Here is a 14,940-nt window from a genome sequence, read left to right as displayed (position 1 = left end):
CAAAAGTATGAAATATCATTTTTGATATGGCGTTTCAGATGTGAGTAGCTGATAAAAGCCCCGGCAGAGATGTCCGGGGCTTTTTTTTCCGTATACCGTTTCATACGTTCTTCACCATGGTTAATCGTATTGATCACCGGGCTGTATTTTATATAATTATCTGATTTATCGATCATATAAAGGCGTAAGTACATATTTTCGTCGTTGCATAAATGTTGTTTAAGTGTTTGTTATTTTGTGTTAAAAGGTGATGATGGTATCTAAATATGTAATTATTTATGATTATATTGTAACTAAGTGATTCTAACGTAATCGTGAGAAGAGTCAGGGAAATATTTAGGATAAATCATGATTATTGTGTAAAAACAGATACTTCAATTTAACTTACTGATGTGATTAGTAAATTTGATTTATTGTGCTGTATTTTTATCTTAAATTTTTCTTTATTAATAGCTTCTGCCTATCATTCTATTTGAATGGAGAGGTGAATAAAAATTTGCACACACTGCTATAAGTCATTTACTCTTTACATGAAAATAAAATGATGCTTATAAAACTGGCCATTATATAGATTTGATAAAACACAGCAGGACTCTTAGCAATAGTTATTTTTAAGAGAAAATATTAATTAATAATAACATGATGTTATTTGATTGACTTATGGGTATGTTTATATCCGCTGCCACCATCGGTTGGTAATTTCAAATATGCATTTCATTTCAGGTGTTACAGGTGGTAAGAATAACGTGATCTGCAGAATAATAACAATTGCTCATGATGCTTTTTTACACGTTTAGCGTGTTCAAACACCAAATTATTTTTGAAATTTAAATTTAACCGGAGGTTATGTTATTAGTTGATGGATAAAATACAATAGCTGGTTTATTTTACTATTCATAGATTATCATTATTTCACATGGCATATGAATGAAATATTATGTTGCTGATGCAGTATGGCTACCATATTACTTTATTTATAACAATAGCAGTCAGCGTATAATGCAATCGTCAGGAGGATTTGTGATTAAGAATGTTCATCCTATTTCCAGTGTAATAGGGCAAGCGTTAAAAAGTAAACGTCGTCAGCTCGGATTATCCGGTATCGAACTTTCAAGAATTTTAAGTATCAGCCAGCAGCAAATTTCCCGTTATGAACGGGGGGTTAATTGCTTTAACCTGGATATGCTGATGCGATATTTTGCAGCATTACAGATGACACCTAATGATGTTAATAATTTATTTTCTGTTCTCGGCAGCTATTATCATCATAAAGTAGGTGAAACAGAAGGACGAGTGATGCAATAGAATTGTTGTTGTTATGAAAAATAATTTAAACAATAGCCAAAACAGTTTGTGAATCATAGTAACCTAAAGATACTATGATGTAATCATTGTTAGTGTTTATTGATAAGTTATTTCATATAAAATCTCTTTATTTATCCGGGGCGGAAGTATATTTATGTCCACAATATTTAATGTTGTCAATATACAAAAATTTAAAATGTATTTACTGTTTTCATTGCCCTTTGTTTTCCCTGTTTCAGCAACTGAATCTTCAGCATCGCACTCAGTACTCAGACAGTCTGAACCTGTTTTTTCTGAGACGGTAACTGGTATTGGAGTTGTTGTTTCTGCACCTGCGGATAATTTGAGCTCCCGTTTTTTATCAGGACAGCGGGGAATGCCATTTCCGATGGATCTGACGACATTACCTGAACCGGCTGGAAAGCATCTGTCAGGCCGTAAAATATCACAAAGTGATGTTTTTACTTCATTACCCGGTGTTCCTGTTCAGGAGGACACTCCGGGAACACAATTTTATTCTGATGAAATTGCAGAAGCATACCAGGCTTTTTTTGAAAATAAATCCGTAAATTCTTTCACTGAATACACCGGAGATTTAGAACGGAACCTTAAAAGTAATCAGGAAAGTAATTTGTTAAATACAACCACGTATCTTGTTATTTACAGTGAGAAACCATAGTCCGGTATAGCACAATCAGAACGCGGTTACTTATTTTCCACCAATATCAATATTATCGGGAGGAATAATGATTTTTGATGAGATGAAAACTGATCTGAGCAAGGTTATGGATAAATTCATTAGAGGTGGATGTAATATTACCTATAAACATGATGGTGAGAATGTTATTTTTTATATTTTTGAAAATAACGGTATACATATCCAGATAAATATAAATTGTATCAGCGATGCACCTATATGCTATCCGGTATCTTTTTCCGGAGAGGAAAGAGTTGAATCTATTCCTGTATAGCCTTTGGTTTGTCTGGGGTAATGTGCTTATTACCATTACCCCCTTAAATATAGATGTTTATGTCTGTATGGGTGTTTATTCTTCATTTTTATTTATGTTGTATTTTACAACGACAGGACAAAAAAAAACTCATGGCATTATTTAAACGAAACAATGAAATTACACAGGAAAATAATACCACTAAGGCAGATGCGACTGATAAAGATAATGGGGCAAATATAGCTGATAAGGCTGTTAAAAAAGTAACAATTATTGGTGCTGATTGCGTAATACAAGGTGATATTAAACTCGATGGTAATATTGATGTGTACGGACAGATAAAAGGCAATGTTACGTCCGGAACATTTAAAGTATCGGTGATGAATAACGGAAGTATTGAAGGTGATGTTATTGCCGAGCATGTTTCAATCAATGGCAGATTAGCAGGAGTCTGTCACGCAAGAAATATTGAAATACTACAAAAAGGTGTACTGAATGGTGTTTGCCGGGCTGAGGTTTTCTCAATTAATACCGGAGGTGTGTTTGTCGGACAATCAGAACCCTATGTAAAAAAAACAAATGAATTGAGTAAGGAAAAAAAATCCAACCAGGATATTAATCCTGTGGGCGAAAATAATGAAATGAAAGTTATAAAGAAATAGAGTCCGATGCTATTTTTAAGCAACAGGAATGACATGACTGTGAAAAATTATTCTTTAGTTTGTTTAGTATTGTTATTTATATCTTTTTTTTCTTTTGCAAATAATACACAGTACGATATTTATTTACTCAGCCAGAAAGCCGGGCAAGGAGATGCTGATGCCCAGTTTTTACTTGGCTCCATCTATCTTTCCGGTGATTATGGTGTAAGAAAAGATATTGATAAAGGTAAGTATTACTTATTGGTGGCGGCGGGTAAAGGTGACTCGGATGCTAAACGCTTTCTGGCATACCAGTTTTATAAGGAACATGAATTTTATATCTTTATTCGCTGGCTATCCTATTACAGCCTTGATTTCATCAGAGAGTAAGTAATATATTTTTTTCACAACCGGCTTGTGACTCTCACAAGCCTTTTTTCTTATGACGCCGGAAACTGGTTTGTTTTCTTTTTTATGGATTTAAATGCACTCAGTTTTATATCACTGCACACTTTTCCCAGCTTTATTGTCAGGCTGTTGCGCATGTAAATTTTTATATCATCATCCATGATATTTTCATTTTCACGTAAAAAATTAAATTCGTTCATAACGTCACTGTATTTTCCCGCCAGCACACGGTAACTTTCATTATTTATTTTTCGTAGTAAATACATATCATCTATGCAGCTGTTACTAGTGGAACTTTGTATTGTTCCGGGGACCAGTCTGACGGGATCAGTTGTTACATTTTGCACAGGATTTGATGGCCTGATCGGGGCGGGGGGCGTGGCAGATGTACAACCGGATAATGTGACCAGCAATCCTGATATTAAGCATACTCTCTTAAAATACATGATAACTCCTCTGACGGATATATCTCAGATACTAATGGTGAAATAAGACAGAGTTATATAGTAAGTTGAGTCGACAGGACTTGTATATAAATAGAGTGTGACCAAATAAACATAATATTATAGTGGATGATGGCTATTTTATAGTTATTAATATAGCGGGGTTGGTATTGTTAAAGGGTATATTCTGATAATGCTATATAAAATACAGTCGGATGTAACATGAATGCATATATACATGCCATATGAGTAACCTATTTCGGGTAATAATAAACGATTTAGTGAAATAATACAGTATCTGCGACTGATGTCAGTAAAATAAAAAAAGGCATCCGCCCCCGGATGCCTTTGGTATCACAACTGAATAGAGAGCTATTCAGCGGTTCTGGTACTGCTGCGGATCAGATGATCAAATGCACTGAGTGAGGCTTTTGCTCCTTCACCTGCCGCGATAATAATTTGTTTGTAAGGCACTGTTGTGCAGTCGCCTGCACCAAAGACCCCTTTAATACTGGTTTCGTTGCGGGCATCGATAACAATTTCCCCCATCGGGTTCAATGCTAATGTGCCTTTCAGCCACTGCGTATTGGGCAGCAGTCCAATCTGAACAAAGATCCCGGACAGTGTCAGGGTATGAATATCACCTGAAACACGGTCTTTATATTGCAGACCGGTGACTTTGCTGCCGTCACCAAGGACTTCCGTGGTCTGGGCGTTAACAATGATATCCACGTTTGGCAGGCTGTGTAATTTTTGTTGCAGCACAGCATCAGCTTTCAGTTCTGGTGCAAATTCCAGTAACGTCACATGGTTTACAACGCCGGCCAGATCAATTGCAGCCTCCGCACCTGAGTTCCCGCCGCCGATAACGGCAACGGATTTGCCTTTGAACAGCGGGCCGTCACAGTGAGGGCAATAAGTTACGCCTTTGGTACGGTATTCCTGCTCACCGGGAACACCCATATTGCGCCAGCGTGCACCAGTACTGATGATAACACTGCGCGCTTTCAGAGTGGCACCGGATGCGGTCTGTAACTGATGCAATCCGCCTTCTTCAGCTGCGGGGATAAGCGCCGTAATACTCTGATTATCAATAATATCTGCCGTATAGTCTTCGACATGCATCTTCAGCGCAGCAGCCAGTTTTGCACCTTCGGTTTTAGGAACTGAGATATAGTTTTCAATATCCACTGTATCCAGAACCTGACCGCCGAACCGCTCTCCGATAAGACCGGTACGAATACCTTTACGTGCGGAATAAACGGCTGCGGATGCGCCCGCAGGACCACTGCCGACAATCAGCACATCATAAGGTGCCTGTTTATCCAGAGCATCAGCCGCACGTTTCCCTGCATTACTGTCTACTTTATTAATGATTTCAGCCAGTGTCATACGCCCCTGACCAAATTCGTTACCATTAAGAAATACGGTCGGCACACCCATAATATTGCGTTCGGTGATTTCATTCTGAAATACACCGCCATCAATAGCGGTATGGGTAATGCGCGGGTTCAGAACAGCCATCAGGTTCAGCGCCTGGACAACATCCGGACAATTATGGCAGGAGAGGGAGTAATAGGTTTCAAAATGAAACTCCCCGTCCAGGTTACGAACCTGATCCAATAATTCCTGTGCTTCTTTTGACGGGTGACCGCCGACCTGTAACAGTGCTAACACCAGTGACGTAAATTCATGACCCAGAGGTGAACCGGCAAAACGGACACCGTGTGATTCACCGGGATTTGTTATCAGAAATGACGGCGTGCGCACGGAGGCACTGTTATCTTCCCGCAAAGAGATCTTTGCAGATAATGCCGCAATGTCATCCAGCAATGATTTAAGTTCAGCGGATTTAGCACTGTCGTCAAGGGTTGATACCAGTTCAACCGGACGGGTTAATTTTTCGAGATACGCCCTGAGCTGCGTTTTCATAGTGTTATCGAGCATGATTATTCCCTTAAAAAACCGGGTGCAGATGCACCCGATAGAGATTGCTGACAAAGCAAGAAAAAACGTGGTTTTTCTTACTTTGTGTTATCTGCCGAAAATCAATAAATTGATTTTCCTGGTTATTTTTACAACCTCAGCAGAGCATTACAAACGTTGTTTGTTATGCTCTGCATCGGGTGCAGAAGCACCCGATAACAATTATTAATACAGAAAAGACGGGGTCTTAGATTTTACCGACCAGGTCCAGTGACGGAGACAGTGTTGCTTCGCCTTCTTTCCATTTGGCAGGGCAGACTTCACCCGGATGGCTTGCAACATACTGTGCGGCTTTTACTTTACGCAGCAGGTCAGACGCATCACGGCCAATACCTTCAGCGGTGACTTCAATTGCCTGAATAATGCCCTGCGGGTCAACAACAAACGTACCGCGGTCAGCCAGACCTTCCAGTTCACGCATGTTTTCAAAGTTGCGTGTCAGTGCACCGGTCGGGTCACCGATCATGGCGTATTTGATTTTGCCGATAGTGTCAGAGCTGCTGTGCCATGCTTTGTGTGTGAAATGGGTATCTGTTGAAACAGAATAGATATCCACACCCATTTTTTGGAATTCGTCGTAATGGTCAGCCAGGTCGCCTAACTCTGTCGGGCAGACAAACGTGAAGTCGGCCGGATAAAAGAAGAAAATGCTCCACTTGCCTTCAGTATCTTTTTCAGTGACTTCAACAAATTCACCGTTTTTGAATGCCATGTTTTTGAAAGGTTTGATTGGGGTATTGATTAAAGACATAGGTAACTCCTCCTGTTTCGTTGAGGACAACAATACGCAAACGGGAGAGGGCGCGCCAATGGCTTCCCGCTATCGATTTGATAGGTTTTACCTTGCCGCCTGCCTGCATCTTGAATGACGTTGGGTATATATTTCAGGAAGTGATACTGAAGCACATTCAATCAGAAGAGGGATTTGTTAAGATCTAAATAACTAAAGATGAACAAAAAACGGGTGGCGAAATGACGTTTCGGCTTTCAATTTGAGGTCGCTGTGTTTATCATGCCCCTTCTTTTTTTCGACGGCGTAACTGGTTTTGGGCATTGGCCATAAGTAGACCAATCTGCTTTAACAGTCTTTTTTCAGTTACGGTTCTATCTGCATGACCTCCGGGATAGAGTATATAAATGACTGCAACAACTTTTCTGACACCACTTGTTACCCTGAAAGGCCTGAGTAAAGGTTTTGACGGCAAAAATATCATTAAGAATTTCGATCTCACTATCAACCACGGTGAGTTCGTCACCATTCTTGGCCCGTCCGGATGCGGAAAAACAACCGTTTTGCGTCTGATTGCCGGACTCGAAGATGTGGACAGCGGCACCATTATGCTTGGCCCGCAGGACATCACCCATATTCCGGCTGAACAGCGCCATATCAATACCGTATTCCAGAGCTATGCTCTTTTCCCGCACATGACGGTATTTGAAAACGTCGCATTCGGGCTGCGTATGCAAAAGACGCCCGAAAGTGAAATTACCCTGCGCGTGGAAGATGTACTGAAAATGGTGCAATTGCAGGACTTTGCCAACCGCAGGCCGGCTCAGCTTTCCGGCGGACAGCAACAAAGGGTTGCTATCGCCCGCGCAGTGGTAAACAAGCCGGAAGTTCTGCTGCTGGATGAGTCGCTTTCCGCACTCGACTATAACCTGCGCAAGCAGATGCAGAGCGAACTGAAAGCATTACAGCGCCAACTGGGGATCACCTTTGTTTTTGTCACTCATGATCAGGAAGAAGCACTGACCATGTCTGACCGCATTATTGTTATGCGCGAAGGGAAGATTGAGCAGGACGGCACGCCGCGTGAAATTTATGAAGAGCCGGAAAACCTGTTTGTAGCGCAATTTATTGGCGAGATCAATGTATTCGGTGCCGATGTTCTGCACCGGATAGATGACCAGCGGATCCGTGCCAGTGTTGAAGGTCATGAGTGTGATATTTATACCACGCTGGCAGTGACACCGGGACAACATGTGCATGTGCTGCTGCGCCCGGAAGATCTGCGGGTTGAAGAGATCCATGATAATTCGCCGGTTGCAGGATTGATAGGCTATGTCCGTGAGCGCAACTATAAAGGTATGACGCTGGACTCTGAAATTGAAATGGAAAACGGCAAACGGATAATGGTCAGCGAATTCTTTAATGAAGACGATCCGGATGTGGATCACTCGCTGGATCAGAAAATTGCAGTGACATGGGTTGAAAGCTGGGAGGTGGTGCTGAGCGATGAAAAAGACGCGTAAATCTTTCCAGACCATTGTGATAACCCTGATTGTCGCATGGTTACTGTTATTTGTTTTCCTGCCTAACCTGATGATAATTGCGACCAGTTTCCTGACACGTCATGATACGGATCTGGTCAGTATGGTTTTTACCCTCGATAACTACCGCCGGCTATTTGACCCGATGTACGCGCAGGTGATGCTGCATTCACTTAATATGGCAGTAATCGCGACCCTCCTGTGCCTGTTGATTGGTTATCCGTTTGCGGCAATGATTGCCCGCATGCCGCAGAAACTGCGCCCGCTGATGCTTTTCCTGTTGATAGTCCCGTTCTGGACAAACTCTCTTATCCGCATTTACGGGTTGAAAATATTTCTCAGCACACGTGGTTATCTGAATGAGTTTTTATTATGGACGGGCGTGATAGATAAGCCGTTTAAAATTATGTATACCTCAGAAGCCGTGATACTCGGGCTTATCTATATTTTACTGCCGTTTATGGTGATGCCGCTGTATTCAAGTATTGAGAAGCTGGATAAATCCTGCCTCGAAGCGGCCCGTGACCTGGGCGCGAATAAATTTCAGACTTTTTTCCGCATAACATTGCCGCTCACCATGCCCGGAATTATTGCCGGTTGCCTGCTGGTACTGTTGCCGGCAATGGGGCTGTTTTATGTGGCGGATCTGATGGGCGGGGCAAAAAATCTGCTGATTGGTAATGTTATCAAGAGTCAGTTTTTAAATATCCGCGACTGGCCATTCGGGGCGGCAACCAGTATTTTCCTGACGGCAGCGATGGGCTTATTGCTCTGGGTCTACTACCGTGCGGCAAAACTGTTAAATAAGAAAGGTGAACAGGAATGACGGGACGCCTGTTGCGCGGTGGTTTTATGACCATCATTTATGCTTATTTATACATCCCGATTATTATTCTGATTGTGAATTCCTTTAATTCATCTCGTTTCGGGTTCAGTTGGCAGGGCTTTACCACAGACTGGTACAGCATGTTGATGAACAACGACAGCCTGCTTCAGGCGGCCGGGCATTCACTGACAATGGCGGTTCTTTCTGCCACATTTGCCACGGTTATCGGTTCGCTGACCGCAGTTGCGCTTTACCGCTATCGTTTCAAAGGTAAACCGTTTGTCGGCGGCATGTTATTTGTGGTGATGATGTCACCGGACATCGTGATGGCGATTTCACTGCTGGTCCTGTTTATGATCCTCGGGGTATCGCTGGGGTTCTGGTCGCTGCTTTTTTCGCATATCACATTTTGCCTGCCGTTTGTGGTGGTCACTGTTTATTCACGGCTGAAAGATTTTGATGTAAAAATGCTGGAAGCGGCGCGTGATCTCGGTGCCGGTGAGTTTACTATTTTGCGTAAAATTATTCTGCCGCTGGCGTTACCGGCTGTTATTGCAGGCTGGTTGCTGAGCTTTACCCTCTCGATGGATGATGTGGTGGTGTCTTCATTTGTCACCGGGCCAAGCTATGAGATTCTGCCGCTGAAAATCTATTCGATGGTAAAAGTCGGCGTTTCGCCGGAAGTAAATGCATTAGCGACGATTTTAATGGCTCTTTCGTTATTTATGGTGATCCTCAGTCAGCTTGTGTTGCGTGACCGCTCACACAAACAGCAATAGCCTTTCCTTAACCGGCGCAGTCTGCCGCCGATCCGCCGGTTAATATTATCTGTAATCTCACATTACAACTGAATTTTGTATTCTGATGCTGCTTTAACCGGGCATTGTTGCTTTACCCCCCGCCAGTCCGCTTTTATAATCACGTTGTATAATCAAAAAAGGGGGCGTTATCGCCTGTGATATTCATCGACTAACCCGACGTTCTGAGGGGAAACACTGAAATGAAAAAGTGGTCCTTGCTGCTTGGTGCCGGTATTCTGGCAGCAGGCATAAGTTCAGCATCAGCAGATAACAGTAAAACGCTTTATTTCTATAACTGGACTGAATATGTCCCGCCCGGATTGTTAGAGCAGTTTACAAAAGAGACCGGAATCAAGGTGATTTATTCAACCTATGAATCCAACGAGAGCATGTATACCAAACTAAAAACCTATAAAGACGGTGCTTATGATTTGGTGGTGCCGTCGACGTATTTTGTCGCCAAAATGCGCCATGAGGGTATGCTGCAAAAAATAGACAAATCAAAACTCAGTCACTTTAGTAACCTGGATCCTAATCTGCTGCATAAACCGTTCGATCCTGAAAATGATTACTCTGTTCCGTATATCTGGGGAGCGACCGCTATCGGCGTCAACAGTGATGAGATAGACCCGGGGTCGGTCACCTCATGGGGTGATCTGTGGAAACCGGAATATAAAAACAGCCTGCTGCTGACCGATGATGCCCGTGAAGTGTTCCAGATAGCACTCAGTAAGCTGGGTTATTCTGCAAATACCACCAACCCTCAGGAAATTGAGGAAGCCTATAAAGAGCTGCAGGCGTTGCGTCCGAACATCCTGGCCTTTAACTCTGATAATCCGGCTAACCCATTTATGGAAGGAGAGGTTAACGTAGGTATGATCTGGAACGGTTCTGCTTATGTTGCCCGTCAGTCTGGTCTGAATATTGAGGTTATCTGGCCTTCCGAGGGCGGGATATTCTGGATGGACAGTCTGGCAATACCGGCAGGTGCGAAAAACCCGGAAGGTGCGCATCAACTGATTAATTTTCTGTTGCGCCCGGAAGTTGCAGCTCAGGTTGCACAGACCATTGGCTACCCGACACCAAATCTTGCTGCGAAAGCACTGTTACCGGCAGAGGTTGTGAATGATAAATCTCTCTATCCCGATGATGAAACTATTCAAAAAGGACAGTGGCAGGATGACGTTGGCGACAGCAGCGTGCTGTATGAGCGCTATTATCAGAAGTTGAAAGCAGGTCGTTAATTTTGCTAATTAATTGATTTTATGTTGCAGATAGTAACAGGTGCTCTCAGGAGTGCCTTTTTTGTTTCTGTATGTAATAAAAAACAAAGTGAATTATTTTTCTTTTATTACACATAATTATATAAATTTTTATATTTAGTAATATTAAACGGAAGTTAATCAATAAAGATTATTACCCTGAATGGGTATGTGAGATTAATCATATCTAATTATGACAGTGGCAGGATCACTTGTTTTAAATCAATTTACATTTAATATTATGAAATAAAAGAAAAAATTTAGAGGTGGTGATTTTTTTGTCAAAACGAAAAGTAATAAATCACAATTAAAATATTACAAATACAACAAATAAGTTACAATGTGTTAAGACGATTCTGCAATATCATGCTGAATATCTTTTTTTGCTGAGAATAAAAACTGGAAACTAAAGTAAATAGTTCATGTTGCAGCATGAAACACTTACTCACCCTGAATGTCAGATTTTAATAGTTTTTTGAACAAACAGCATAACTGATGTCTATCTAAAAATAATTAGATGATTATAATTACGAAAGTAATCAAGTAGTGAGAAAATGTGTAAACAAAAGTACCATTATTGGTGCAGATCCTTTCAGTCATGTTCATCATCAGACACTGGTTATGCTTCCATAGGGTTTTTTTTTCACCAAAAAGGCTTTTTTTTTAAGCTGAAATGTAAAATAAACGTGATCAAAGTCACTAAATTGATGCAATCGGCTGAAAAATATTTTGTTGCATGTGATCTATTCCGCTTTTTATGATGTTAGATCAAGGAATGATGGTTAGATAATGGATTAGTATATCTACAAGCATTCAGAGCTATATCTAATTTTTATTTTTTGCCTTAATTCTTGTAGTAAAAGAAATGAACAGGCGGAAAAACAAACATAAATGAGCCAAGTGATTATACTTAAATAATTAACTATTCTTATGTTGTTAGTTAATGGCACCTGGTCATAATTTGTTTAGAGAATAATCTGAAATAACCAGAGTGGTTTTAAATTTTGTTATCGTAAATAAGATTCTAATGTTTTTCTATGACGCTGTACTTTTTAAGCAGTTAAACAGATAAGCGGAAATTATGAATATTATACAAATTCAGATAAATCCGTTTCTGTGATGGCTTGTGTTAAATGGTTTTATATGACAAGCGTATATCACTATCAGGCTAAAATTAATTGTTACGTCATAATTTAAAACGAATCTCTTCATTATATTTTTGCATTTCGTAAGAAATGCTTTGTTGTTTTTATTTTATTATATAAAAAAATATTGTAAATTTAAGTATTTTTACTTAATTTAATTCACGACTTATAGAGAAAATAGGTAGATATTATGGAAACTTCCGACTTTTATGCAGTCTTAGGACACAGAATTCAATCAAGACGTAAAGAACTCGGGATCGTTACAGTTAAATTAGCGCAAAAACTGAATATCAGTCAGCAGCAATTTAACCGTTATGAGCGCGGTGTTAGTAAAATCAGTCTTCATCATCTCATTGAATTATCTGATTTATTAGACGTGCCAGTTGAATGGTTCCTCAACGGAAAATCTGACGCATCAGAACATCCTCACGAGCCACATATTCAGATGCGTTCAAATCAGTTCAGAGCCGAGACCGTTTTACTGAACGGAAAACAGTTTATTTAAATCATGATATTGTTTCTGCTGTTATCAATTAAGATACGGCAGGCATTATTCATTAATACCGGTAAGCCAGTCATCTTTGTTATTATCTTTATCAAAATCAGCGGAAAGCACATCCGGTGCCAGACTCATCTGTTTTTGGTTAACCATATTAAGAAGATATTGTTGGTAAAAGGCATGGTAACTCACAAGTTCTCCTCCAACCTGGCTTACTGATTTACGTATTTCCGTATCAGAATATTCCGGATTTTCTGTTAATTCTTTTTCGACGGTAATTAATAATGTTATTTTTTCTTGTATATTGTTACCGGTATTAAAACCATCAACACCCACCTGTGTTAGTCCCCGATATACATCCTCTTTTTTATTATAATTTAGTATAAGCCAGTCATGTAATCGTTTGGCTTTTTCTTCTCCCCCATCAAAGACACTATTTGTTTTCCCTGTGATGATATCTGTTTTCATTATTGTCATCCTTTTTTATATATGTAAGTGTTTTTGCTTAGCCTATTTAGTGCTATCCGGAATTATTCCGGTATTCAGCTGTGATATTTTTTTACAGGCAAACGTTTCCGGTGTCAGATAAAGTAATTTTTTCCCGGTGCGTAATACGGTGTAATGGTTAGAATGAAATGAAACCGGCACAGGAAGTGGCAGATATCCGGACATTTCTTTTTTAAGCACTGCCGGCAGAATTAATTCACATTCACACTCTTCAGCATATTGTTCAACCAGTTGGTGAATCAGTTGAAAGCGTATTTCAGTATCATCAAAAAAGGCAGCTAACTCAGTTTCCAGCCCGGCAACTGCCCGGGCCAGGTTTTGATGAATTACCGATTTATATTCATTAATTTTAGATATCAGTTCAGGCAACGCCTGTGTCAGCCCTTGCTGAAATCCGGCATCAAATCCCGCCTTGTGGTGTTGCTCAGCGACATTTTCAGCCTGTTTTATCAGACGGGCAGCATGGCGGTTTGCCTGGCGGGTCAGGTTATCGAGGCGGCAGAGTACTGAAATGTGTTGCTGTTTAATCAGCACGCCATGTTTTACATGTATTAATAAAGTGTCAGGCAGTGAACGGCACATAATGTAAGACCAGGGGTAAAAGGGAAGGAGGCAGATGTGGGATCCGGAGCTCTGTTGTTGATAAGGATGGATCCGTCATCAGCTGAAACCGGGCTGCCAGCGCAGGTGAAAACCCGGATAATAATTGTGTCATGGCAATAATGCCGTACAGGGCACCTGAAATATCCGTCAGTGTTTTTGCTTCCGGCCAGTCCGGTAATGACAACACCGGACATAAAGATAAAAAAGCCTGTTGTGACTGATCCGGCACTGAATCACACGGCAGCTCATAGGCATGACGTATGAATGCGTCCAGGTAGTCACATACTGCCGGAAGATGGGTCCAGTGGCGCAGCAACGGAATTATCAGGGGTGATAACAGGGAAAAATCCTTTTCCGGGGGCAGCTGATAATGGTCAATAATGGCTGCATTCTGCATTCTGTGGTATTGCACAGATTGTTTTTCCGGCGCAAGTCCGGTAAATAAACGGCTGCTGTGCAGATAATCCGCGGGCTGGAACATCACACGGGCAACCGCCGCGGGTATATCAAACAGGTTATTCATGATTTTTCATCTTCCGCTTCATCAGGAATGCCTGTAATTGGGTGCGCCGGAAATATCCGGCACCGGCCAACAGAAGCAGTATCGGCAATAGCAGAAAAAACGGGGACAAGTTTGTATTGCTGTCAGGCTGCGGTGGCAGGGAAAGGGCCGGTTTTCGGGGGTAAAGGATCACGGAAACGGTTTCTTCCGTCAGTCCGTCAAAAGCATTTATAACGAAAGTCTGAATATCCCGGGTAAACTGTGTTTCATCCTCAATTCCGGAATGATAAATCAGTACAGAGGCCCGTGGTATTTCCTGCCGTTTTTTATGATTAACTGATCCCGATAAAGGGTAACTGAGATGAACACGGGTCTCGGTTACCGCATCAAATGACAGCAGCGATTGTTCCAGGCGCTGTTCAATGGCGGAGATCAGGCGTGCTTTTTCTGACTGCGGGGAGGCAATCAGTGAATCAGCCGGGAATATCCCGGCAATTTCAATCCGTTCATTACTGGGCAGATGGTATTCCTGCAAAATATGAATAGCATGGCGGCTTTGTTCTTCAGGTACTGAAATAGTAAACAGTCCTTTCCCCTGCGGGATTTTCACCGCCTGAATCTGATGTTTATGCAGAGCGGCGAGTACTTCATTGGATTGACGCTGGTTTAGTGATGAAAGGATTGAGCCATCTTTACATCCGCCGAGCAGAAGACCAAACCCGGTTATCAGTAATATAAACAGTATCTTGTGCATTACTGGCCCTTAATCACGGTATCTGCGGCATTCAGGGT

The 14,940-nt window shown here is 41.4% G+C and carries 17 protein-coding genes; 10 read left to right on the top strand and 7 right to left on the bottom strand.

From position 1 onward, the window contains the following. The first annotated feature begins 1,020 nt into the window (after positions 1-1,020). The 5 genes from AYY17_RS05665 to AYY17_RS05645 all read left to right on the top strand — a co-directional run bounded on the left by AYY17_RS05665 (position 1,021) and on the right by AYY17_RS05645 (position 3,286). Positions 1,021-1,305 (top strand): helix-turn-helix domain-containing protein, encoded by a 285-nt coding sequence (locus tag AYY17_RS05665; protein WP_067366344.1) that lies wholly within the window; start codon positions 1,021-1,023, stop codon positions 1,303-1,305. A 154-nt stretch (positions 1,306-1,459) separates the two neighbouring features. Continuing rightward, complete coding sequence (locus tag AYY17_RS05660; RefSeq protein WP_235845298.1) at positions 1,460-1,984, top strand: hypothetical protein; 525 nt, start codon at positions 1,460-1,462, stop codon at positions 1,982-1,984. Between the two features lie 67 nt (positions 1,985-2,051). Further along, on the top strand, positions 2,052-2,276 hold the full coding sequence (locus tag AYY17_RS05655; protein WP_067400984.1) for a hypothetical protein: 225 nt from the start codon (positions 2,052-2,054) through the stop codon (positions 2,274-2,276). A gap of 131 nt (positions 2,277-2,407) precedes the next feature. Continuing rightward, complete coding sequence (locus AYY17_RS05650) at positions 2,408-2,917, top strand: bactofilin family protein (protein WP_067422083.1); 510 nt, start codon at positions 2,408-2,410, stop codon at positions 2,915-2,917. Positions 2,918-2,950: 33 nt separating this feature from the next. Further along, positions 2,951-3,286, top strand: coding sequence for an SEL1-like repeat protein (locus AYY17_RS05645; RefSeq protein WP_235845297.1), 336 nt, complete (start codon positions 2,951-2,953; stop codon positions 3,284-3,286). 50 nt (positions 3,287-3,336) lie between these two features. On the opposite strand, the gene AYY17_RS22120 is transcribed toward AYY17_RS05645, so the two are convergent. From AYY17_RS22120 to ahpC, 3 genes are all read right to left on the bottom strand, one after another. Then, positions 3,337-3,504, bottom strand: a complete 168-nt coding sequence (locus AYY17_RS22120) for a hypothetical protein (RefSeq protein WP_235845296.1) — start codon at positions 3,502-3,504, stop codon at positions 3,337-3,339. A gap of 615 nt (positions 3,505-4,119) precedes the next feature. Beyond that, the gene (gene ahpF / locus AYY17_RS05635) at positions 4,120-5,694 is read right to left on the bottom strand and encodes an alkyl hydroperoxide reductase subunit F (RefSeq protein ID WP_067422078.1); all 1,575 of its coding nucleotides are present in this window, start codon (positions 5,692-5,694) and stop codon (positions 4,120-4,122) included. A gap of 226 nt (positions 5,695-5,920) precedes the next feature. Beyond that, positions 5,921-6,484 (bottom strand): alkyl hydroperoxide reductase subunit C, encoded by a 564-nt coding sequence (ahpC, locus tag AYY17_RS05625; RefSeq protein ID WP_067400989.1) that lies wholly within the window; start codon positions 6,482-6,484, stop codon positions 5,921-5,923. Between the two features lie 386 nt (positions 6,485-6,870). Here ahpC and potA point away from each other — a divergent pair, with 386 nt between their 5' ends. The 5 genes from potA to AYY17_RS05600 all read left to right on the top strand — a co-directional run bounded on the left by potA (position 6,871) and on the right by AYY17_RS05600 (position 12,542). Continuing rightward, entirely contained in the window at positions 6,871-7,986 is a 1,116-nt protein-coding gene (gene potA, locus AYY17_RS05620) for a spermidine/putrescine ABC transporter ATP-binding protein PotA (RefSeq protein WP_067422074.1), read from the top strand. Further along, on the top strand, positions 7,970-8,830 hold the full coding sequence (gene potB, locus AYY17_RS05615) for a spermidine/putrescine ABC transporter permease PotB (RefSeq protein WP_067422072.1): 861 nt from the start codon (positions 7,970-7,972) through the stop codon (positions 8,828-8,830). Before potA ends, potB begins: the two co-directional genes overlap by 17 nt. Continuing rightward, on the top strand, positions 8,827-9,609 hold the full coding sequence (gene potC / locus AYY17_RS05610; protein ID WP_067422070.1) for a spermidine/putrescine ABC transporter permease PotC: 783 nt from the start codon (positions 8,827-8,829) through the stop codon (positions 9,607-9,609). The genes potB and potC overlap by 4 nt, the downstream gene beginning before the upstream one ends. 221 nt (positions 9,610-9,830) lie before the next feature. After that, positions 9,831-10,874, top strand: coding sequence for a spermidine/putrescine ABC transporter substrate-binding protein PotD (gene potD, locus AYY17_RS05605; protein ID WP_067422068.1), 1,044 nt, complete (start codon positions 9,831-9,833; stop codon positions 10,872-10,874). 1,353 nt (positions 10,875-12,227) lie between these two features. After that, positions 12,228-12,542 carry a helix-turn-helix domain-containing protein gene (locus tag AYY17_RS05600; protein ID WP_067400998.1) on the top strand — a complete coding sequence of 105 codons (315 nt, stop codon included), beginning with the start codon at positions 12,228-12,230 and terminating at the stop codon, positions 12,540-12,542. A 45-nt stretch (positions 12,543-12,587) separates the two neighbouring features. On the opposite strand, the gene AYY17_RS05595 is transcribed toward AYY17_RS05600, so the two are convergent. Genes AYY17_RS05595 through sctJ form a run of 4 tightly spaced genes read right to left on the bottom strand, consistent with a single transcriptional unit; the run spans position 12,588 to position 14,902 of the window. Then, entirely contained in the window at positions 12,588-13,004 is a 417-nt protein-coding gene (locus AYY17_RS05595; protein WP_067422065.1) for a hypothetical protein, read from the bottom strand. A gap of 42 nt (positions 13,005-13,046) precedes the next feature. Beyond that, the gene (locus tag AYY17_RS05590; RefSeq protein WP_067422063.1) at positions 13,047-13,625 is read right to left on the bottom strand and encodes a hypothetical protein; all 579 of its coding nucleotides are present in this window, start codon (positions 13,623-13,625) and stop codon (positions 13,047-13,049) included. After that, positions 13,606-14,169, bottom strand: a complete 564-nt coding sequence (locus AYY17_RS05585) for a hypothetical protein (RefSeq protein ID WP_067422061.1) — start codon at positions 14,167-14,169, stop codon at positions 13,606-13,608. Before AYY17_RS05585 ends, AYY17_RS05590 begins: the two co-directional genes overlap by 20 nt. Continuing rightward, positions 14,162-14,902, bottom strand: coding sequence for a type III secretion system inner membrane ring lipoprotein SctJ (sctJ, locus tag AYY17_RS05580; protein WP_067422059.1), 741 nt, complete (start codon positions 14,900-14,902; stop codon positions 14,162-14,164). The genes AYY17_RS05585 and sctJ overlap by 8 nt, the downstream gene beginning before the upstream one ends. Between the last annotated feature and the right edge of the window lie 38 nt (positions 14,903-14,940).

Source organism: Morganella psychrotolerans, from assembly GCF_001676055.1.
GTDB classification, from domain to species: Bacteria; Pseudomonadota; Gammaproteobacteria; order Enterobacterales; family Enterobacteriaceae; genus Morganella; species Morganella psychrotolerans_B.
This window is presented reverse-complemented; position numbering and strand designations above follow the sequence as displayed.